Genomic DNA, 19162 nt, shown 5'->3' with positions numbered 1-19162 from the left:
TGCGCTCGTACGGACCCGTACACCCCTGTGGACGCACGGGTCCGGTCCGCCGGTTGCGTGTGCCGCGCCGTCAGCCGGTCTCCTCCGGCGCGCCGGCCGTCGGTGCGGTGAGGTCCCCCTCCTCCGGCAGCCCGTCGACGTCCACGCCGCGCACCTGGGCCAGTTCGTGCTTGAGCGCGGCTAGTTCGGCGCCGCCCGCCATGTGGTTGGTCAGCTCCTCGAGGGTGATCCCGGCGCGTCCGGCGCTGAGTTCGAGGGTGCCGAGGCGCAGCACGCTGAAGTGGTCGCCGACCATGTAGGCGTGGTGCGGGTTGTGGGTGATGAAGATGACGCCGAGGCCACGGTCGCGGGCCGCGGCGATGTACTTCAGGACCACACCCGACTGTTTGACGCCCAGGGCGGCCGTCGGCTCGTCCAGGATCAGCACGCGGGCGCCGAAGTGGACGGCCCGGGCGATGGCGACGCACTGGCGCTGGCCGCCGGACAGGGTGCCGATGGGCCGCTCCAGGTCGTCCAGGACGATGCCCATGTCGCGCAGTTCCCGGTCGCAGATCGCCTTCATACGGGCGATGTCCAGGCGCCGGACCGGCCAGGGCCCCTTGGTCCGCTCGGAGCCCAGGAAGAAGTTCCGCCACACCGGCATGAGGGGGACGGTGGCGAGGTCCTGGTAGACGGCGGCGATGCCGCGGTCGAGGGCCTCGCGCGGGGTGCTGAAGCGCACCGGCCGGCCGTCCACCAGGAACTCGCCCTCGGTGTGCCGGTGCAGACCGGAAACGATCTTGATGAGGGTGGACTTGCCGGCACCGTTGTCACCGAGGACGCAGGTCACCCGGCCCTGGTGCACCTCGAGGTCGACGCCGTGCAGGGCGCGGACGTTGCCGTAGGACTTGCCCGCGCCGCGCAGCTCGACGACCGGGCCGTCCGCGGCGGGCGCGGTGTCCTTCTGGACCGCGCCGTGGGTTCCGGTTCCGTTCGTGGTCATCGAAGGTCACCTCCGGGTTGCCGTGCGCCGGACCCACAGATTGATCAGGACGGCGCCGAGCAGCATCACGCCGAGGAAGGCCTTGAACCAGTCGGGGTTCCAGCCGGCGAAGACGATGCCCTGGTTCACCATGCCGAACATGAATGCGCCGAAGAGCGGTCCGATCGCGGAGCCTTGGCCGCCGGTGAGCAGACAGCCGCCGATGACCGCGGCGGAGATGTAGATCAGTTCCTGGCCGACGCCCTCGCCGGACTGCACGGTGTTGAAGGAGAACAGGTTGTGCATGCCGATGAACCAGGCACCGAGCCCGACCAGCATGAACAGAGTGATCTTGGTGAAGGTGACCGGGACACCGACGGCCCGGGCGCTCTCCTGGCTGCCGCCGACGGCGAAGACCCAGTTGCCGTACTTGGTGCGCAGCAGCACCCAGGTGGCGAGGGCGGCGAAGGCGAGCCAGTAGAAGACGGTGATCTTCACCTGTACGCCGCCGATGGCGACGGAGGAGGCGAAGACCCGCTTGGCCTGGCCGAAGCCGTCCATGTCGCTGATGTCGTCGGTGGCGACGTTGTCGGTGACCAGTTTGGTGACGGCGAGGTTGACGCCCTGGAGGATCAGGAAGGTGCCGAGGGTGACCAGGAAGCTCGGCAGCCCCGTTCTGATCACCATCCAGCCGTTGAAGGCCCCGATACCCAGCGACAGGGCGAGGGCTACGACGACTCCGGTCCACACGTTCACCGTCAGCTGGTAGCTGAGCATGCTCGCGGTGAGCGCGGAGGTGATCACGGCGACGCCCGAGGACAGGTCGAACTCTCCGCCGATCATCAGCAGGGCCACCGGGAGGGCCATGACGCCGATCGTCGAGGACTGGTAGAGGACCGTGGCCATCGAGCTGCCCTGGCGGACCGAGGGCGCCGCGATCAGGAAGAAGACCAGTACGGCCAGGGCGCCCAGGAAGACGCCCATCTCCGGGCGGGCCAGCAGCCGCAGCGGCAGCGGACGCCGTGCGGTGCGGCCGTCGGCGGCCCCGGCGGAGGGGGCGGGAGGTGTGCCCGCCGCCGGCCCGGCGGGCCGGGTCACGCTCATCAGCGGGTGCCCTTCGCGGCGAACTCGGCGACCTTGTCCACGTTGGACTTGTCGACGAAGGCCGGCCCGGTCAGCACCGGCTGCTCGCCACCGCCGCTGTAGTTGCCGTTGTTCTTGTACAGCCACAGTGAGTCGATCGCCAAGTAGCCCTGGAGGTAGGGCTGCTGGTCCACGGCGAACTGGATGGTGCCCTTCTTGACGGCGCCGGTCAGGTTCTTGTTCAGGTCGAAGGTTGCGATCCGGGCCTTGCTGCCCGCGTCGTCCACCGACTGCACGGCGGTCAGCGCGAAGGGGGCGCCCAGCGTGACCACGTAGTCGATCGCCTTGTCCTGCTTCAGCTTGGCCGTGATCGTCGACTTCACGGACGGCATGTCGGCGCCGTTCACGTACAGCGTCTCGGTCGTGCCGGAGAACGTCTTCTTCACGCCGTCGCAGCGCTGGGTGAGGCCGATGTTGCCCTGCTCCTGGATCACGCACACGGCCTTCTTGGCCCCGACCTCGTTCAGCTTCTTGCCGAACGCCTCCCCGGCGACGGTCTCGTCCTGTCCGAAGAACTGCAGCAGACCGAGCCTCTTCCAGTCGCTGAGGCCCGAGTTCAGGCCTACGACGGGTATGCCGGCCGTCTTCGCCTTGCCGACGACGTCCCTCATGGCGTCCGGCTTCGCCAGAGTGACGGCGATGCCGTCGACCTTCTGGTCGACGGCGTTCTGGACGAGCCCGGCCTGCTGGCCGGCGTCGGGGTTGTGGGAGTAGACCAGCTTGATGTTGTCCTTGGCGGCGGCCGCCTCGGCACCCTTGCGGACGATGTCCCAGAAGGTGTCGCCCGCCGACTGGTGGGTGACCAGGGCGACGGTCATCCGGGGGGTGTTCGCCTTGCCCGCGGAGGCGTTCGAACCATCCTCCTCGGCCTTCTTCCCCCCGGACCCGCTGGAGCAGCCGGCGAGGGTGAGGGCTGTCGCGGCGGCCACGGCCACGACGAGGGCCGGCCGGCGGGAGCGGAAGTGAGCAGAGCGGTCCATCGTTCGTGCACCTCACTGTGCTACGGGGTAAGGACGCTGTTGCGTTGGCACGCGATCCAACCCCCCTGCGAAGCCCGCTGTCAATCCTTTGTCAAGACATCATTTCAAAAAGCCGCTCCGCGGCGATTACGTTTCGGGCAAGAGACCGGCCGGCCTGAGCGGGACCTATTGACGCTCGGCTCACGTGGGGCTGTTATTACGCCCACGCTGTTCGGTCGAGTTGGTTTCTGATCGGTTTCGAGGACCTTTCGGTGATCGACTCATCCCCTTCGCCGGACCCTGCAATCCTCAGGAGCCGCCATGCGCCTCTCCCTCTCCGGTCTCTCCCTCCCCGGGCCCAGCCGTCGTTCGCTGCTCCGCGGAGCGGGTGGTGCCGCGCTCCTCGCCGGTGCGGGCATACCCCTGCTGTCCGCCTGCGGCGGCAGCGGTTCCGCCGCCGACCCGAAGACCGTCACCCTGGGCTCCAACGCCTCCGACGCGGTACCGAAGAAGGCCTTCGCGGAGATCTACGCGACGTTCAGGGAGCGGTCGGGCATCACGGTCGACGTGAACACGAAGGACCACAACACCTTCCAGGAGCAGATCAACTCCTACCTCCAGGGCACCCCGGACGACGTGTTCAACTGGTTCGCCGGCTACCGCATGCAGTTCTTCGCGGCGAAGAAGCTGGCGACGCCGGTCGACGACGTGTGGGCGAAGATCGAGGGCAACTTCCCCGAGGCCATGAAGAAGCTGAGCAAGGGCGAGGACGGCAAGTACTACTTCGTGCCGCTGTACACCTACCCGTGGGCGCTCTTCTACCGCAGAAGCGTCTTCCAGCAGCGCGGCTACGAAGTCCCCACCACCTGGGACCAGTTGGTCGCCCTCTGCAAGCGGATGAAGAAGGACGGCCTGGTCCCGATCGCCTTCGGCGACAAGGACGCCTGGCCGGCGATGGGCACTTTCGACCAGATCAACTTCCGGCTCAACGGCTATGACTTCCATGTCGAGCTGATGGCCGGCAAGGCCTCCTGGACCGACGCGAAGGTGAAGTCCGTCTTCGACCACTGGAGCGAGCTGCTCCCCTACCACCAGGACGGCGCCATGGGCCGCACCTGGCAGGACGCCGCACAGACCCTGGTGGCCAAGAAGGCGGGCATGTACCTCCTCGGCTCGTTCGTGGGACAACAGTTCACGGACAAGGCCGACCTGGACGACCTCGACTTCTTCGCATTCCCGGAGATGAACCCCGCCTACGGCCAGGACACCGTCGAGGCGCCGACCGACGGCTTCATGGTCAGCAAGGCCCCGAAGAACCACGCGGGCGTGGTGAAACTGCTGGAGTACCTCGGCACCCCGGAGGCCGAGGCGGTCTACCTCAAGGCCGACTCCAGCGTGGTGGCCGCCTCCAGCAAGGCGGACACCTCCTCGTACACCGCGCTGCAGAAGAAGGCGTACACGATGATCAGCGGCGCCAAGAGCCTCACCCAGTTCATGGACCGCGACAGCCGGCCGGACTTCACCTCCACGGTGATGCAGCCCGCGCTGCAGAAGTTCATCCAGAACCCCAAGGGCGTGGACGGCCTGCTGTCGTCGATCGAGCGCCAGAAGAAGACCATCTTCGCGTCCTCGTGAGCGCCCCGATGACGACCGACACGACGACGAAGACGCCGGAGGCGGCCGGCGTGCCGCCTCAGGACGCCGCGCCCGGGACGACGCGGGCCGCACGGGGTCACCGGCGCCTGCTGACCCGCCGCGACCGGATCACGCTCGCCCTCATGGCGGGCGTCCCCACGGTCCTGCACGTGGCCCTGGTCTGGGTCACCGCCCTCGCCTCGATCCTCCTCGCCTTCACCACCTGGGACGGCATCGGCTTCGACTCGATCCAGTGGGTGGGACTGGAGAACTTCAAGCAACTCTTCAGCGACAACCCGCAGTTCTGGCCCGCTGTCCAGCACAACCTCATCTGGTTCGCGGCCCTGATCCTCGTCCCGACGCCGTTCGGGCTGTTCCTGGCCGTGCAGTTGGACAAGCGGATCCGGTTCAGCCGGGTCTACCAGACCGCGTTCTTCCTGCCGGTCGTCATCTCGATGGCGTGCATCGGGTTCGTCTGGCAGCTCGTCTACAACCCGGACACGGGCCTGATCAACAGCATCGCCGGGGCCAACGAGCCCGGCCACTACATCGACTGGATCGGCGACCCCGATCTCAACCTGTGGGCGGTGCTCGTCGCCGCGTCCTGGCGGCACACCGGCTACATGATGATCCTTTACCTGGCCGGCCTGAAGAGCGTCGACCCGTCCCTGCGGGAGGCGTCCGCCCTGGACGGCGCGGGTGAGTGGCAGTCGTTCCGGCACGTCGTCTTCCCCACCCTGCGCCCGACCAACACGGTCGTCCTCGTCGTCACCATCATCGAGGCACTGCGCGCCTTCGACCTGGTCTTCGTCTTCAACAAGGGCGCGCAGGGGACCGAGTTGCTGTCGATCCTGGTGACGAACAACATCATCGGCGAGTCCAGCCGCATCGGTTACGGCTCCGCCATCGCGGTGGTCCTCCTGGTGATCTCCCTCGCGGTGATCATCCCGTACCTGGTGGCCACCTTCCGGAAGGAGCGGCGATCGTGAGCGCCCCCACCGTCGCACTCAGGCGGCGCGCACCCGTGCGCCCGGCCCGCGTCCTGCTGCACGTCTTCCTCGCGGGCACGGCCCTGGCCTGGCTGGCACCCCTGCTGTGGGCGGTCTTCTCGGCCCTGCGCCCGTACGGCGAGACCAGCGCCAAGGGGTACGTGTCCTGGCCGGACAAGCTCAGCCTGGACAACTTCACCCACGCGTACCAGCAGTCGGACATGACGCACTACCTCGTCAACACGCTGGTCATCGCGGTACCGGCCGTGCTGCTGACGCTGTTCCTGTCCTCCTGCGTCGCCTTCTACGTCAGCCGGTTCGACTTCCGGGTCAACCTGGCGCTGCTGCTGGTCTTCACGGCGGGCAACCTGCTGCCGCAGCAGGTCATCATCACGCCGCTGTACCGGATGTACCTGCTGACGGATCTGCCCGGCATCACCGCGAGCGGCAAGCTGTACGACTCCGCGCTCGGCCTCGTGCTCATCCACGTGGCGTTCCAGTCCGGGTTCTGCGCGTTCGTGCTGAGCAACTACATGCGCTCGCTGCCGCACGAGCTGACCGAGGCCGCGCTGGTCGACGGTGCCTCCGTGTGGCGGCTGTACTGGCAGATCACGCTGCCGCTGTGCAAGCCGGCGATGGCGGCCCTGGCGACCCTGCTGTCGATCTGGATCTACAACGACTTCTTCTGGGCCCTGGTGCTCATCTCCACCGGTGAGAACATGCCGATCACCTCGGCCCTGAACAACCTGTCCGGCCAGTACTTCACCGATCCCAACCTGGTCGCCGCCGGCGCCCTGCTCACCGCGATACCGACCCTGATCGTCTACTTCGCGCTGCAGCGCCAGTTCGTCAGCGGCCTGACCCTGGGCTCCAGCAAGGGCTGACGGACGTCTCACGGTACAGAGGCCTCAGAGGAGCAGTTTTTTCGTCATCGAACGGGTCCAACGGGACAATAATCGGCGATTTTGCGTCAGGTCGGGGCATCCCCGACCATGGCGTGGTCCCGGCGATCCCGGGAACACCCGTTCGATGAGAGGCACACCCACCCATGCACGTCACCGGGACCGCCGAGCGGCCGGCTCCGGCGCCCTCGGGAGCCCACCCCGTTCCCGCCGAGGACCCGAACGGCGACACCGGACGGCACGCCCGCCGCTTCGGGCTGCCCGTCGCCACCGCTCTGGTAATGGGCAACATCATCGGCGGGGGCATCTTCCTGCTGCCCGCCTCCGTCGCCCCCTACGGCACCGTCAGCCTGGTCGCCTTCGCGGTCCTGACGGTGGGCGCCATCGCGCTCGCCCTGGTTTTCGGCCGGCTCGCCGAACGCGACCCGCGCACCGGCGGCCCCTACGTCTACGCCCGTGAGGCGTTCGGCGACTTCGCCGGCTTTCTCGCCGCCTGGGCGTACTGGATCACCACCTGGGTCTCGAACGCGGCGCTCGCCGTGGCCGCCGTCGGCTACCTCGACGTGCTGATCCCGGTGGCCGGCCACCGATGGAGCGCGTGCCTGGCCGCCCTGGTGCTGCAGTGGCTGCCCGCGCTCGCCAACTTCGCCGGCACCCGCTACGTGGGCGCCGTACAACTCGTCTCCACGGTGCTGAAGTTCGTCCCGCTGCTGCTCGTCGCGGTCGGCGGCCTGTTCTTCTTCGACCCGGCGAAGCTCGGGCCGTTCAACGCCACCGGCGGCGGTGTCGTCGGCGCGGTGTCCGCGTGCGCCGCCCTGCTGCTCTTCTCCTACCTCGGGGTGGAGTCCGCCGCCGTCAGCGCGGGCGAGGTCAGGGACGCCCGCCGCAACGTGGGGCGCGCCACCGTCATCGGCACCGCCGGTGCCGCCCTCGTGTACCTGCTGGGCACCCTGTCGGTCTTCGGCACGGTCGGGCACGGCCGTCTGGTGACGTCGACCGCGCCGTTCTCGGACGCCGTGAACGCCATGTTCGGCGGGAGCTGGGGCGGCTGGGCGGTAGCCCTCGCGGCCCTGGTCTCGATGACCGGCTGCCTCAACGGCTGGACGCTGCTGAGCGCCCAGACCCCGTACGCGGCGGCGCGGGACGGCCTGTTCCCGGCCGCGTTCGCGCGTCGCCGCCGGGGCGTGCCGACCGTCGGCGTCGGTGTCACCGTCGTCCTGGCCTCGCTGCTCACCGTCTACAACTACACGGCGGGCTCCGCGAAGGTCTTCGACATGCTGGTGCTGGTCACCACGTTCACCGCGACCGTGCCGTACCTGCTGGCCACCGCCGCCCAGCTGTTCCACCTGGTGTCCGGCCGGCGCGAGTCGGTCGACCGGGCGCGGCTGGTCCGGGACTCGGTCGTCACGGCGGTCGCGGCCGCGTTCTCGATGTGGCTCGTCGCGGGCGCCGGCTACGCGGCGGTGTACCAGGGAGTGCTGTTCCTGTTCGCGGGGATCATCGTCTACGCGGTGATGGCGGCCCGGCGCCGGCCGACGGCCTGACGTGCCTCATGACGCGGGGACGGGCCGGCCGGCAACGAAGGGGTGGTCCCATGCGACGGGACCCAGCCGGCCCGCGCCACCGGGAGAGCCCAGTTCGTCGAAGAACTCCGCGTTCGCCTTGTGGTACTCCCTCCACTCCGCCGGCACGTCGTCCTCGTAGAAGATCGCCTCGACCGGGCAGACCGGCTCACAGGCACCACAGTCGACGCATTCGTCCGGGTGGATGTACAAGGACCTCCGGCCCTCGTAGATGCAGTCGACGGGGCATTCGTCGACGCACGCCTTGTCCTTGACGTCGACACAGGGCATCGCGATGACATAGGTCATTCCATGACTCCAGGATGATCAGGGCCGAGGAGGCCGGGTCTCAGAGGGTCGCCTTCTCACTGAACTGCGGCTCCAGCATGTACCCACGTCCCCACACGGTGCGGATACCGAGGTTCACCACGGAAATGCGCCGCCGCAGGCGCATGATGTGCAGGTCGAGGGAGTTCCGCGTCGGCGCCGGGACACGCTTGCCGAGCTGCCGCTCCAGCTCGGCGCGGTAGACCACCTCCTCGTAGTGCTCGATGAACTTCTCCATCAGTTCGACCTGCGCGTTGGAGACGGTGACCGTCTTGTTCCGGTACAGCAGCAGGCCGGTCGGGTCGAGCACCGGTACGCGGCGCCCGTAGGTGCGCTGCTGCAACGCCCTGACCCGGGCCTGTACGTCCTCCCGCGAGACGGGCGCCCGTATCCAGTCCTCCGACGCGTCGGTGCAGATCGGCGGCTGCGCGCCGCCTTCGACCACGAGAAGGCAGGGGATCCCCTCCTTTCTGAGATGGCTGCGCATACTCGCCTCGGCAGGCCATCGCACGAACTTGACGGGCCGGCTCGCGTTCTTCATGTCAACCCCCAAGCGCTGTCCGGCGCCCTACGGGCGCGCATCACCACGTGCGGCCGCGGAACTCAGCCCAGCCGCCCCACCGCGCGCGCGGCGATCGCCCGGCCGATGGGCAGCGAGGCGGTGGCAGCCGGCGAGGGGGCGTTGAGGACGTGGACGAACGGACCGGAACCGGTGAACAGGAAGTCGTCCACGAGGGTTCCGTCCGCCATGACCGCCTGCGCCCGGACCCCCGCCGGCGCACGGACGAGGTCGTGCCGGGTGACGGCCGGGAGCATCCGGCGCACCGCGGCCGTGAACGCCCTCTTGGAGGCGGACCGCCACAGTTCGCCGATCTCCTGGCGCCAGTGCCGGCGTGCGATGTGCCACAGACCCGGCCAGCCCGCGATCTCGGCGGCGTCCCGGACCCGGACGTCACGCCACCGATAGCCCTCCCTGGCGGAGGCGGGAACGGCGTTGGGCCCGACATGGACCCCACCGTGCACGTCCGACGTGAGATGGACGCCGAGGAACGGGAAGGCGGGATCCGGTACCGGATACACCAGCCCCCGGACCAGGTCGCGGCGCTGCTCCCGCAGCTCGTAGTACTCGCCTCGGAAGGGGATGATGCGCACACCGGGGTCGTCCCCGGCCATCCGGGCGATCCGGTCGCTGTGCAGGCCCGCGCAGTTGACCAGTACCCGGGCCCGGACGTCTCCGGAGGTGGTGCGCACGACGACACCGTCCGGCCGGCGGTCGAGGCCCAGCACCTCGCAGCCCGTGTGGACCTCGGCTCCGTCGAGTCCGGCCAGCTCGGCGAGCCTGCGGGCCACCGCCGGGTAGTCCGCCACGCCGGTGGTGCCCACGTGCAGGGCGGCGAGTCCCCGCACATGCGGCTCGTGCTCGGCGATCTCCCGGGGCCCGAGCACGCGCACCGGGATGCGGTGCTCCTCCCCCCGCCGGGCCAGCTCGTCGAGTCCGCGCAGCTCCGAGGAGTCGGTCGCCACGATGAGCTTGCCCGTCACCCGGTGCGTGATGCCGTGCTCGGCGCAGAATTTCACCATGTCCTGGGCGCCCTGCAACGCGTAGGTGGCCTTCAGGGACCCCGGGCGGTAGTAGATGCCGCTGTGGATCACTCCGCTGTTGCGGCCGGACTGGTGGCGCGCGACGGCGGGCTCCTTCTCCAGCACGGCCACGGAGGTGCCGGGCGCGGCGCGGGTGATGGCGTACGCCGTGGACAGACCGACGATGCCGCCACCGATCACGACCACGTCGTAGTGGCTCTGCACAGATGTCTCCTTGGAAGGCCCGTCACGGGCGTGGCTGGGACAGGGCGGTCAGGCGGTCGCAGGCCGCCGCGGCCTCCTCACCGAGCACCTGCCGGATCTGTTCCGCCAGGTGGGCGTGGATCAGCGGCAGGTCCCGCCGGAGCAGCCGCTCGGCCTCCCCGGTTCCGGGCGGCAGTCCCTCGTACCGCCACCGGGCGGCCGCCGTCACCAGGGGGTGGCCGGGCAGACCCCGGGCCGCGTACCAGGACGCGGCCGTGTCACTGCGCACGACGTCGCCCGTGGTCAGGGTGCGGGAGATCCGGACGGGCACCAGCACCGCCCGGGTCGCCTCCCGGGCACCGGCCCCGAGCAGCAGCTGCGGCGAGCGCAGCAGCCGGAGGCAGGGCTCGGCACCGAACTTCCGCGCCGCGAAGCCGGCGCTCTCGGCGATGAGTTCGCCGGTGACGGGACGCGGGCACCGGTGCCGCAGGTCCCGCCCGGCGAGCAGCACGCCGTGGTCCAGCAGGTCTGCCCGGTCGACCGCGGGCATGCGCCCCACGCCCTGCCCCCGCCGCAGGTGGGGCCAGTCGCTCCAGAAGACCGACAGCCGCCCGGCCAGCGGGCGCGCCGTGGCCGGGACCCGGCCACGGACGTGCTCCTTCAGGGCGGCGACGCGTTCGGCCGCGCCGGCCGGTGTCCGGTCGAGCACCAGGGCGATGTCGACGTCGCTGACCTCGGGCGCGAAGCCGCCGTGTGCCAGGCTCCCGAGGACGAAGACGTCCGGGGGCCGGCCGGGGAACCAGCGCCGGGCCTCGGCCGTGGCGATGGTCAGCAGTTCCTCGGCGGGAGGGTGGGCGTGGGGCTCGCGCGTCATGCGGCGCCGGCCGGGAAGTCCCCCTCGAAGGCGGGTACCAGCTCCGTGAACCACGCCGCCGCGGGGTCGAACTTCGCGAAGAACGGACGGGCGACCGCGTCGGCGTCCCGGCACTGGATGTAGTGCAGGGCGAACACCTTCTCCCCGGCGACCTCCACAACGCCGTCCACGCAGACCTTGCCCGAGGTCGTGGACATGGACGGTCCGCGCACCGTGCGGCACAGCCCGCTCACGTCCCGGTAGGCCTGGCGGAAGATCTCGTGGGCCTCGGCGAGGGGCACCTTGAAGTACTCCTGCGGGCCGGTGTCCCGCTCGATGAACATGTAGTACGGCACCATGCCCATGCTGACCTGCTTGCTCCACATGGCGGACCAGACGGCCGGGTCGTCGTTGATGTACCTCATCAGCGGCGCCTGGGTCCGGATGGTCGCCCCCGCGGTCCTGAGCCGCCGCACCGCCTGCTCGACGGCCGGTGTCCCGAGCTCGCGCGGGTGTGAGAAGTGGGCCATGAGGGAGAGGTCCTTGCCGGACCGGGACACGTCCTCGAAGAGCCGCAGCATGTCGTCGGCGTCCGGGTCCGTGGTGAACTTGTAGGGCCAGTAGCTGAGGGCCTTGGTGCCGATGCGTATGGACTCCAGCTGATCGAGTTCCAGGAGTGGCTCGAGGTAGCGGCGCAGCACCCCGGCCCGCATGATCATCGGGTCGCCGCCGGTGAACAGCACGTTGCTGACCTCGGGATGGTCGGTCAGGTAGCGCTTGAGCTGCCCGATGTCCCCGCTGGCCATCTTCAGGTCGGCCTCGCCGATGAACTGGGCCCAGCGGAAGCAGTAGGTGCAGTACGAGTGGCAGGTCTGACCCTGCTTCGGGAAGAACAGGACCGTCTCGCGGTACTTGTGCTGCACCCCAGGCATCTGCTCCCCGGCGTGGCTGGGGATGTTGAGCTGCAGCTGGCCGGCCGGGTGCGGGTTCAGCCTGCGGCGCACCTCGTTGGCGGCGGCCGTCACCTCCTTGGGTGCCGCTCCGGTCCTCAGCAGATCCGCGATCCGGGAGACGTCCGCGGCGGGCAGCATGTCCTCCTGGGGGAAGACGAGACGGTAGATCGGGTCGTCCGGTACCGCTCCCCAGTCGATGAGCTCGTCCACGACGTAGGTGTTCGTCCGGAACGGCAGCACCTCCGCGACGGCGCGTATCGCGGTGACCTGATCGCCGGTGAAGCCGGCCCGGCCGACCAGTTCGGCGAGGCGGTTCGCGGTGATGGCCGAGAACACGGGGGCTGTCGTCTCACTCAAGTCCTGCACGACGGTCATGAACGATCCTTTCCGGGGTGGCGTCGCCACCACTGCTTGCGGTGCGGGTGCGTTGGGCGGCCAGTACGACGACGCCCACGGCGAGACCCACCAGTACGGTGGAGGCCCGCAGCGGTTCGCCGAGGAGGACGGCCGCGAAGAGCATGGTGAGTACCGGCTGCAGGAGCTGGACCTGGCCGACCTTGGCGACGCCGCCGGCGGACAGGCCCCGGTACCAGGAGAAGAACGAAAGCAGCGAGCTGCCCAGGGCGAGGTAGACGAACGCGGCCGCCCCGCGCGCGTCGAGGGACGGGCCCTGCGAGGGCCAGGCCAGTGCGACCACCAGGGCCGCCGCCGGGGTGCCGGCGATCAGGGACCACGAGGTGACCACCCAGCCCGGCACGTCGCGGGCCAGCACGCCGCCCTCCGCGTAGCCCAGGGAGCAGACGACGACCGCCGCCAGCAGCTCGGCGTCGCCGGTGTGCAGGCCGCCGCCGAACCCCAGGGAGAGGTAGCCGAGGACGACGGCGGTGCCCAGGGCGCAGCATGCCCAGAACCTGCCGGAGGGCCGTTCCCGGCCCCGAAACACGGCCATCACCGCGGTGGTGGCCGGCAGCAGGGCGACCACCAGAGCGGCGTGGCCGGCAGAGACCGAGCGCAGCGCGTGCGCCGTCAGGAGGGGGAAGCCGATGACGGTGCCCAGGGCGGTGATGAGTACGGGGCGCAGCTGGTGCCTCGGTGGCACCAGTGGTCGGTGACGCAGGAGCAGCAGGATCGCCGCGGGTATCACGGCGAGCAGGGCCCGCCCGGGGCCGACGAGTTCGGGAGGCAGCGAGCCCACGCCCATGCGGGTCACGGGCAGGGTGAGGCTGAATCCGAGTACGCCGAGGAATCCGTAGGTGAATCCCTGGACGTCCGCGGAGGGGGTGCGTTTCATCGGTGTCATCAGTGGTCGAGAGGTCCGTCCGGGCTGGGGTCGCGGTCAGGTGAGCTGTGCGCGCAGCTCGTCGGCGCGCACCGGCTGCTCCCAGGGGAAGCCGTCGGTACGTCCGAAGTGGCCGAAGGTGGCGGTGGGGCGGAACCGGGCATGCCGCAGCCGGAGCCGCTCGATGGTGGCGCCGACCCGCAGATCGGTCAGTGAGCGCAGCGCGGAGGTGAGCTTCACCGGATTTACGCTCTCGGTGCCGAAGCACTCCGCCTCGAACCACACCGGCTCGGGCCGCCCGATCGCATAGGCCATGCCCACCTGGCACCGTTCGGCGAGACCGGCCGCGACCGCCGTCAGCGCGAGCTGCCGAGCCACGTAGGCGCCGGACCGGTCGACCTTGGTGGCGTCCTTTCCGGAGAAGCAGCCGCCGCCGTGGCGGGCCAGGCCCCCGTAGGTGTCGACCATGAGCTTGCGGCCCGTCAGCCCGGCGTCGGCCGCCGTGCCGCCGACGACGAACGATCCGGCGGGGTTGACCTGGATCCACTCGGCCGGCAGTTGACGTGTCGCCAGCACGGGCTTCACCACCTGCTCAGCGCAGAACTCCCGTACCTCCGCGAGCGGCCGGGTCGCGGTGTGCTGGACGGAGAGCACGACCCGGCCGTGCGCGGGCCGGTCCCCGCCCGCGACCTCCACCTGCACCTTGCCGTCCGGACCGAGCCCGATCGCGTGGGCCTGCTCCCGCAGTCCAGCGAGCTCTCTGGTCAGCGCGTGGGCCAGCACACAGCTCAGCGGCAGTCGTTCCGGCGTGTCGTCGCAGGCGTACCCATACACGATGCCGGAGTCGCCGGACCCTCCCTCGTCGACTCCCGCACCGATCTCCCGTGACTGGTGGTCGAGGAGAACCGTCACCGGGCTGCGCGTGGCGTCGACGCCGTGGACGGCCACGTCCCGGTAGCCGACGTCGGACAGCACACCGCGTACGACCGCCTCGACGTCCACCGTCCCGGCCGCGGTCACCTGACCGGTCACCAGGACGTGGTCCCGGGTCACCATGACCTCGCAGTTGACCCGTGCTTCGGGGTCGGTGGCGAGGTACGCGTCGAGAACGGCGTCGGACACCTGGTCGGCGACCTTGTCGGGGTGGCCGGGCGTGACCGACTCGGCGATCTGCGACCAGGGCAGGCTGCTGGAGGAGGACATGGCGGGGCTCGCATTCCGCACCCGGGGGGTGCTCGGTCGATGGGTCGGAGCGGTCAGAGGAGGTCGCGCAGCAGGGTGAGGACGGCGGCGCGCTGGGCCGGCGGGCCGACGGTGAGCCGCAGCAGGTCCGGCCGGCCCGCGATACGTACGGGACGGACGTACGTCCCCTGCCGGCGCAGGGCGTCCGACACCTCACCGGGCCGGCCGGGGCCGCCGGGTGTCCGGAAGCTCACGAAGTTCGTCTCCGAGGGCAGCGGCAGGCAGCCGAGGTCCGTGAGCGCCCGCCGGTAGTGCGTGCGGCCGGCCGCGGTCCGGGCGACGGTCCGGTTCAGGTGCCCGGTGTCGTCCAGGGCGCCCAGCGCCGCCGCCTCGCTCGGCCGGGCGACGGCGTAGTACTCCAGGCCGTGTTCGAGGCCACCGGTCGTGTCGGGGTCGTACAGGCAGTAGCCGACCCGCAGTCCCGCGAGTCCGTGGGCCTTGGAGAAGGTACGCAGCCACAGCAGGCGGCGCCCCAGGACGTCCTGCGCGGACAGCCTGCGGGAAGGGGCCTGGTACTCGGCGTAGGCCCCGTCGACGATCAGCGTGGTGCGCTCGGGGAGCCGGTCGGCGAGCCGGCGTACCTCCTCGGCACCCAGTGCGCCGCCCAGCGGGTTGTCGGGTTCGGCGAGGTACACGAGGGCGGCCCGGTGCCGGCGCGCGGCCTCGGCCAGCGCCTCGGGATGAGCACGGTCCCGCCGGTAGTCGACGGTGTGGACCACGGCTCCGGCGGCCTCGGCGAAGTGGACGAAGGTCGGATAGGTGCCCCTGGTCGTGACCACGCGCGAGCCGGGCCGCGCCAGTGCCCGGCACACCTGGGCCAGCAGGCCGTCGATGCCCGTCGCCACGAGGATCGCCTCCTCGCCCACCCCGTGCAGCCGTGCCAGGCGCCGGCGCAGGGTGTGGTGCGCGCAGTCGGGGTAGCGGTGCGCCTCCGGGGCCGCCCGTACCAGGGCCGCGACGGCCGCCGGCGCGGGCCCGAACTCGTTCTCGTTGGTGGAGAGGCGCCATCGCACGGGCAGACCGGTGGCGCGTTCCAGCGTCTCGACGGAGGGAAAGGGATTGGGCGCGGATTTTGGCATCTCAGGTCCCCCCGGTGACGGCCGGGCTCGGCCGGACGTCGAGGAGGTCCGCGAGGAACTCGTTGTAGCGGCGCATGGCGAGCATCCGCAGTGCCGCGCCCCGCGCGAGTTCCATGCCCGCGGCCGGGTCGTGGCGGACGATCGGCGTGACGACCCGGTCCAGCCACTCGGGCCCGTGTCCGGCGTCGTCCGAAACGTGGTTCACGAAGAACCGGAACCCGTCCCGCGGGTCCAGGCCAAGCCTTCGCAGGCCGCGTACGACGATGTCGTCGCGGTCCACGTCGAACAGCTCGGGCATGGCGAGGCTGCCCAGCGCCTTGAAGTGGTGGCGGCGGTTGGTGCCGAGCATGAAGTACAGGTTGAAGCCGGCGTAGGGCCGCCAGTCCTCCCAGGGCGGCACCAGCGGCAGTGACGTACCGAGGCGGCGCAGCGCCTCGGTGAACTGGACGGTGTGGGCCCCGGATCCGTCACCGGCGCCGCACTCGTCCCAGAGGTGGTGGCCGATCTCCTGTTTGACGCTCTCCATGAAGTGCGTCTGCGCCAGCACCAGGGCGTCGAAGAAACGGTAGTTGAGGTATCCGTCGGCCTGGATGAACCGGGTCATCTCCTCGAGGGTCGCCCGGTGCTCGAGGTGGTGCTCGACCGCCCGGTCGAGGGGGTTGCGCTGCCGCGACGCCGTGAGGAACCACTGCCTCAGGTAGTGGGACCGGCCGGCCTCGACGGCGGACGGCAGGTCGCCGCGCAGCGAGTCGAGGTCGTCGTCGAGGAGGGCGTCCTCGCACATCGCCCGGAACACGTTGAACCACGCGCTGCGCTCGTGGCGCGCGGCCGGGGCGAGCGGGTGCCCGAGCAGGACCTCGTAGACGGCGTACAGCGAACGGTGGACGTCGAGCAGGGCGTCGGCGTCCCGGTCCGCTGTCCCGGCGTCGAGCTGGGCCCGGGCGGTGCGCAGGAGCGCCGTGCTGTCGTGGCCGTCGCCGCGGAGGTCGACGGGACCGGTCAGGCACCGGGCGAGCCAGTGCTCCACCGTGCGCGGCCCGGTCCGCGCGGGGTCGCGCAGGGGCAGCCGCATCGAGGGGATCCGCTGTCTGCCGACGACGCCACCGACGGTGTCGCACATGCCTCGTCTCCTGCCGTGTGTGGGGGGAATGGGGTGGTGTGGTGCCGGGCGGCCGCCCCGGCCGGTCATTCGGGGTCGGGATAGGTGACGCGCTCTCCGCGCCAGTTCGTGAAGCCGAGGACCCGGACGCCGTCGGCGTCCCGTCGGTGCCGCGGGTACTCGTGCTCGTCGGCCAGGGGCACCGTGTACTTCCCGGTCGGGTGCGGCAGGACGTACTCGGGGACGGCGGGATTGGAGACGTGGCGCTTCAGGGACCGCACGATCCGGCGTCCCTCGTCCACGGGGACCCGGAAGACCTCGGACTGCGGGCTGTGGGGCATGAAGTGGTAGAGGTAGCCGGCGTGCACGCCCAGCCGGTACAGCGACATGGACAGCTCCCGCATCGTGCCGGGGCACGCGTTGACGCCGCGGAGCAGCGGCACGTTGGAGAACACGAGCGGGACCGCGCTCTGCAGTCGGCGCAGGGCCGAGACGAAGGGCGGTGTGATCTCGTTCGGGTGCGTGATGTGCAGGCCCAGCGCCTGCACCCGGTGCGCGCTCAGCGTGCGCGTCAGTGACTCGGTGACGCGGAACGGGTTGAAGGTGAGGCTGCGGGTGTGGATGCGGATCACCAGGTCCGCACGGACCTCACGGAGTTCGCCCAGCACCCCGGCGAGCTGCTCGTCACTGTGCATGAACGGTTCGCCGCCGCTCAGGATCACCTCCTCGACACGGTCGTCGGCCGCGAGGTACTCCAGCGTCCGCTGCCAGTGACGCCGGTCGAAGGACGGCTTCGAGGAGTTCCGTTCGAGGGTGCGCAGCGCCTCGTAGCAGAACTGGCAGTACGCGTGGCAGATGTTGGAGTACCGGACGATGACCCGGTTGTCGTACTTGTGCTGGGCGATGGGGGTCACCATCTCCTCCGCCAGCTCCCAGTTCTCGCTCTCCCCGTCGTAGCCGTAGGGGTCGGCCCGCTCCGTCACCGAGGGACAGACCTGGCGCCATAGCGGATCGTCGTCGCGGGGGCGCCGCCCGTCGCCGTCGGCGCGGATCAGGCTGAGGAAGTAGGGCGTGACCTGGAACCGGCGGCTCGCGGCGTGCTCGTCGATGCCCCGGAGCACCTCGGGCGGGCACTCGGGGAAGTACTCCTTGATCCCTCCGGCCGTGCGGACGGCGTGGCGCTGCTGCCACTTCCAGTCCTGCCAGCCGGCCGGGCGGGCCACGGCTTCCTTGCTGCTGACGGGCATGACGACTCTTCTCTGGTCGGGTCGGGACGGGTCGCGGACGGGGATCGCGCGCTCGCTCTCACACGACGCGTACGGCCTCGGTCACGGGCTCGCCGCGGATCACCTGGGCCGCCGCGCGGGCGGCACGCCGCCGCAGTTCGGTCATCGACTCGACGGAGTAGAAAGCGGAATGGGGGGTGAGGAGGGCTCTCGGGTGTCCGCGCAGCCAGTCGGCCACCCCGGGTTCGTGCTCGGCGACGTCCAGCGCGACAGCCGCCGGCCGGCCCTGTTCCAGGGCGTGACGCAGAGCGCTCTCCTGGACGACGGCGCCGCGTGAGGTGTTGACCAGGACGGCCCCCGGCGCGAGCGCCTCCAGAGCGGTCCGGTCCATCATGTGCGCCGTCTCGGGGGTGAGGGGCACGTGCAGGCTCACGACCGTGCCGGCCGCCAGTAGCCCGTGCAGGTGCCAGTACCGCCTCCAGCCATGGGCCTTCTCGATTCCGGGGTGGGCGTAGGGGTCGTAGAAGGCGACGCGCATCCCGAACGACGCGGCCCGCCGTGCCACGGCCTGCCCGATGCGGCCGCAGCCCACCAGGCCCCAGGTGGCGCCGCGCAGTCGGCGCACCCCCTCGGCCCGCCGCCACTCCCAGCCGCCCGCGCGCACATGGGCGTCGAGGTCCCGGACCCGGCGCACGCAGGTCAGTGCGAGTGCCAGCGTGTGGTCCGCCACCTCGTCGACGCCGTAGTCGGGTACGTGGTAGACGGCCACCCCGCTCGCCCGCGCGGCACGGACGTCCACGTGGTCGTGGCCCACGCTCGCGCAGATCACCGCACGGCACGAGGAGTTCAGCCGGAAGAACTCCTCAGTGAGCGCGACGCGGTGCCACAGCACGACGCACTCCGGGGCTCGGCGGGCCAGTTCGGGCACCTCGCTCTGGGACAGGACGTCCAGCCGGACGTCGATCCCGGCGCCCACTTCCCGCTGTTCGACGTCGGCTCGGTCGACGTAGCCGCCCTCCGGGGCGTCGACGACGGCGACGACCCGGCGTCCGGCCTGCGGAAGCGCCGGTTCCGGCCGCCGCTGCGGCTCGCCGCCGGCGGTGTGCGCACGGCTCATGCCTCGCCTCCCCTCGTTCGGTCGCCGGTTGCCTCCGCCGCCCGCCCGGTG

At 70.6% G+C, this 19162-nt stretch carries 18 protein-coding genes; 4 read left to right on the top strand and 14 right to left on the bottom strand.

Features of this window, described 5'->3' with window-relative positions:
• Positions 1-70: 70 nt before the first annotated feature.
• Genes ACZ6B1_RS02040 through ACZ6B1_RS02030 form a run of 3 tightly spaced genes read right to left on the bottom strand, consistent with a single transcriptional unit; the run spans position 71 to position 3084 of the window.
• On the bottom strand, positions 71-982 hold the full coding sequence (locus ACZ6B1_RS02040) for an ATP-binding cassette domain-containing protein (RefSeq protein WP_468774057.1): 912 nt from the start codon (positions 980-982) through the stop codon (positions 71-73).
• A 6-nt stretch (positions 983-988) separates the two neighbouring features.
• The gene (locus ACZ6B1_RS02035) at positions 989-2065 is read right to left on the bottom strand and encodes an ABC transporter permease (RefSeq protein ID WP_468774055.1); all 1077 of its coding nucleotides are present in this window, start codon (positions 2063-2065) and stop codon (positions 989-991) included.
• Complete coding sequence (locus tag ACZ6B1_RS02030) at positions 2065-3084, bottom strand: sugar ABC transporter substrate-binding protein (protein WP_468774053.1); 1020 nt, start codon at positions 3082-3084, stop codon at positions 2065-2067. Before ACZ6B1_RS02030 ends, ACZ6B1_RS02035 begins: the two co-directional genes overlap by 1 nt.
• Before the next feature lie 300 nt (positions 3085-3384).
• On the opposite strand from ACZ6B1_RS02030, the gene ACZ6B1_RS02025 reads away from it, so the two are divergent.
• From ACZ6B1_RS02025 to ACZ6B1_RS02010, 4 genes are all read left to right on the top strand, one after another.
• Complete coding sequence (locus ACZ6B1_RS02025) at positions 3385-4698, top strand: ABC transporter substrate-binding protein (protein ID WP_468774051.1); 1314 nt, start codon at positions 3385-3387, stop codon at positions 4696-4698.
• An 8-nt stretch (positions 4699-4706) separates the two neighbouring features.
• The gene (locus tag ACZ6B1_RS02020; protein ID WP_468774049.1) at positions 4707-5687 is read left to right on the top strand and encodes a carbohydrate ABC transporter permease; all 981 of its coding nucleotides are present in this window, start codon (positions 4707-4709) and stop codon (positions 5685-5687) included.
• Positions 5684-6571 (top strand): carbohydrate ABC transporter permease, encoded by an 888-nt coding sequence (locus ACZ6B1_RS02015; protein WP_468774047.1) that lies wholly within the window; start codon positions 5684-5686, stop codon positions 6569-6571. The genes ACZ6B1_RS02020 and ACZ6B1_RS02015 overlap by 4 nt, the downstream gene beginning before the upstream one ends.
• Positions 6572-6735: 164 nt before the next feature.
• Entirely contained in the window at positions 6736-8133 is a 1398-nt protein-coding gene (locus tag ACZ6B1_RS02010) for an amino acid permease (RefSeq protein WP_468774045.1), read from the top strand.
• A gap of 6 nt (positions 8134-8139) precedes the next feature.
• On the opposite strand, the gene fdxA is transcribed toward ACZ6B1_RS02010, so the two are convergent.
• The 11 genes from fdxA to ACZ6B1_RS01955 form a co-directional block, all read right to left on the bottom strand.
• Complete coding sequence (gene fdxA, locus ACZ6B1_RS02005; protein WP_468774043.1) at positions 8140-8460, bottom strand: ferredoxin; 321 nt, start codon at positions 8458-8460, stop codon at positions 8140-8142.
• Between the two features lie 40 nt (positions 8461-8500).
• Positions 8501-8923, bottom strand: a complete 423-nt coding sequence (locus tag ACZ6B1_RS02000; protein ID WP_468774041.1) for a helix-turn-helix domain-containing protein — start codon at positions 8921-8923, stop codon at positions 8501-8503.
• A 158-nt stretch (positions 8924-9081) separates the two neighbouring features.
• A complete protein-coding gene (lhgO, locus tag ACZ6B1_RS01995; RefSeq protein WP_468774039.1) occupies positions 9082-10284 on the bottom strand; it encodes an L-2-hydroxyglutarate oxidase in 1203 nt (400 codons plus the stop codon).
• A 22-nt stretch (positions 10285-10306) separates the two neighbouring features.
• Positions 10307-11137 (bottom strand): hypothetical protein, encoded by an 831-nt coding sequence (locus tag ACZ6B1_RS01990; protein ID WP_468774037.1) that lies wholly within the window; start codon positions 11135-11137, stop codon positions 10307-10309.
• Complete coding sequence (locus tag ACZ6B1_RS01985; protein WP_468774034.1) at positions 11134-12444, bottom strand: KamA family radical SAM protein; 1311 nt, start codon at positions 12442-12444, stop codon at positions 11134-11136. The genes ACZ6B1_RS01990 and ACZ6B1_RS01985 overlap by 4 nt, the downstream gene beginning before the upstream one ends.
• The gene (locus ACZ6B1_RS01980; RefSeq protein WP_468774032.1) at positions 12419-13360 is read right to left on the bottom strand and encodes a DMT family transporter; all 942 of its coding nucleotides are present in this window, start codon (positions 13358-13360) and stop codon (positions 12419-12421) included. Before ACZ6B1_RS01980 ends, ACZ6B1_RS01985 begins: the two co-directional genes overlap by 26 nt.
• 45 nt (positions 13361-13405) lie before the next feature.
• On the bottom strand, positions 13406-14551 hold the full coding sequence (gene metK, locus ACZ6B1_RS01975) for a methionine adenosyltransferase (protein WP_468774030.1): 1146 nt from the start codon (positions 14549-14551) through the stop codon (positions 13406-13408).
• Positions 14552-14604: 53 nt separating this feature from the next.
• Complete coding sequence (locus tag ACZ6B1_RS01970; RefSeq protein WP_468774028.1) at positions 14605-15669, bottom strand: pyridoxal phosphate-dependent aminotransferase; 1065 nt, start codon at positions 15667-15669, stop codon at positions 14605-14607.
• Between the two features lies 1 nt (position 15670).
• A complete protein-coding gene (locus ACZ6B1_RS01965) occupies positions 15671-16789 on the bottom strand; it encodes an iron-containing redox enzyme family protein (RefSeq protein ID WP_468774026.1) in 1119 nt (372 codons plus the stop codon).
• A gap of 65 nt (positions 16790-16854) precedes the next feature.
• Positions 16855-18015: a KamA family radical SAM protein gene (locus ACZ6B1_RS01960; RefSeq protein ID WP_468774024.1), complete on the bottom strand. Its 1161-nt coding sequence runs from the start codon at positions 18013-18015 to the stop codon at positions 16855-16857.
• Between the two features lie 58 nt (positions 18016-18073).
• Entirely contained in the window at positions 18074-19111 is a 1038-nt protein-coding gene (locus ACZ6B1_RS01955) for a C-terminal binding protein (protein WP_468774022.1), read from the bottom strand.
• Positions 19112-19162: the final 51 nt, after the last annotated feature.

Source organism: Streptomyces sp. NPDC041129 (assembly GCF_055592265.1).
The sequence above is the reverse complement of the archived record's forward strand: the minus strand, read 5'-3'. Positions and strand labels throughout refer to the sequence as shown.

Excerpts from the sequence above, each read along its gene's own strand:
- metK (WP_468774030.1), bottom strand. The coding sequence starts at position 14,551 with ATGTCCTCCTCCAGCAGCCTGCCCTGGTCGCAGATCGCCGAGTCGGTC.
- ACZ6B1_RS01970 (WP_468774028.1), bottom strand. The coding sequence starts at position 15,669 with ATGCCAAAATCCGCGCCCAATCCCTTTCCCTCCGTCGAGACGCTGGAA.
- ACZ6B1_RS02030 (WP_468774053.1), bottom strand. The coding sequence starts at position 3,084 with ATGGACCGCTCTGCTCACTTCCGCTCCCGCCGGCCGGCCCTCGTCGTG.
- ACZ6B1_RS01965 (WP_468774026.1), bottom strand. The coding sequence starts at position 16,789 with ATGTGCGACACCGTCGGTGGCGTCGTCGGCAGACAGCGGATCCCCTCG.
- ACZ6B1_RS02025 (WP_468774051.1), top strand. The coding sequence starts at position 3,385 with ATGCGCCTCTCCCTCTCCGGTCTCTCCCTCCCCGGGCCCAGCCGTCGT.
- ACZ6B1_RS01955 (WP_468774022.1), bottom strand. The coding sequence starts at position 19,111 with ATGAGCCGTGCGCACACCGCCGGCGGCGAGCCGCAGCGGCGGCCGGAA.
- ACZ6B1_RS02035 (WP_468774055.1), bottom strand. The coding sequence starts at position 2,065 with ATGAGCGTGACCCGGCCCGCCGGGCCGGCGGCGGGCACACCTCCCGCC.
- ACZ6B1_RS02020 (WP_468774049.1), top strand. The coding sequence starts at position 4,707 with ATGACGACCGACACGACGACGAAGACGCCGGAGGCGGCCGGCGTGCCG.
- ACZ6B1_RS01960 (WP_468774024.1), bottom strand. The coding sequence starts at position 18,015 with ATGCCCGTCAGCAGCAAGGAAGCCGTGGCCCGCCCGGCCGGCTGGCAG.
- fdxA (WP_468774043.1), bottom strand. The coding sequence starts at position 8,460 with ATGACCTATGTCATCGCGATGCCCTGTGTCGACGTCAAGGACAAGGCG.
- ACZ6B1_RS02010 (WP_468774045.1), top strand. The coding sequence starts at position 6,736 with ATGCACGTCACCGGGACCGCCGAGCGGCCGGCTCCGGCGCCCTCGGGA.
- ACZ6B1_RS01985 (WP_468774034.1), bottom strand. The coding sequence starts at position 12,444 with ATGACCGTCGTGCAGGACTTGAGTGAGACGACAGCCCCCGTGTTCTCG.
- ACZ6B1_RS02040 (WP_468774057.1), bottom strand. The coding sequence starts at position 982 with ATGACCACGAACGGAACCGGAACCCACGGCGCGGTCCAGAAGGACACC.
- ACZ6B1_RS01980 (WP_468774032.1), bottom strand. The coding sequence starts at position 13,360 with ATGAAACGCACCCCCTCCGCGGACGTCCAGGGATTCACCTACGGATTC.
- ACZ6B1_RS01990 (WP_468774037.1), bottom strand. The coding sequence starts at position 11,137 with ATGACGCGCGAGCCCCACGCCCACCCTCCCGCCGAGGAACTGCTGACC.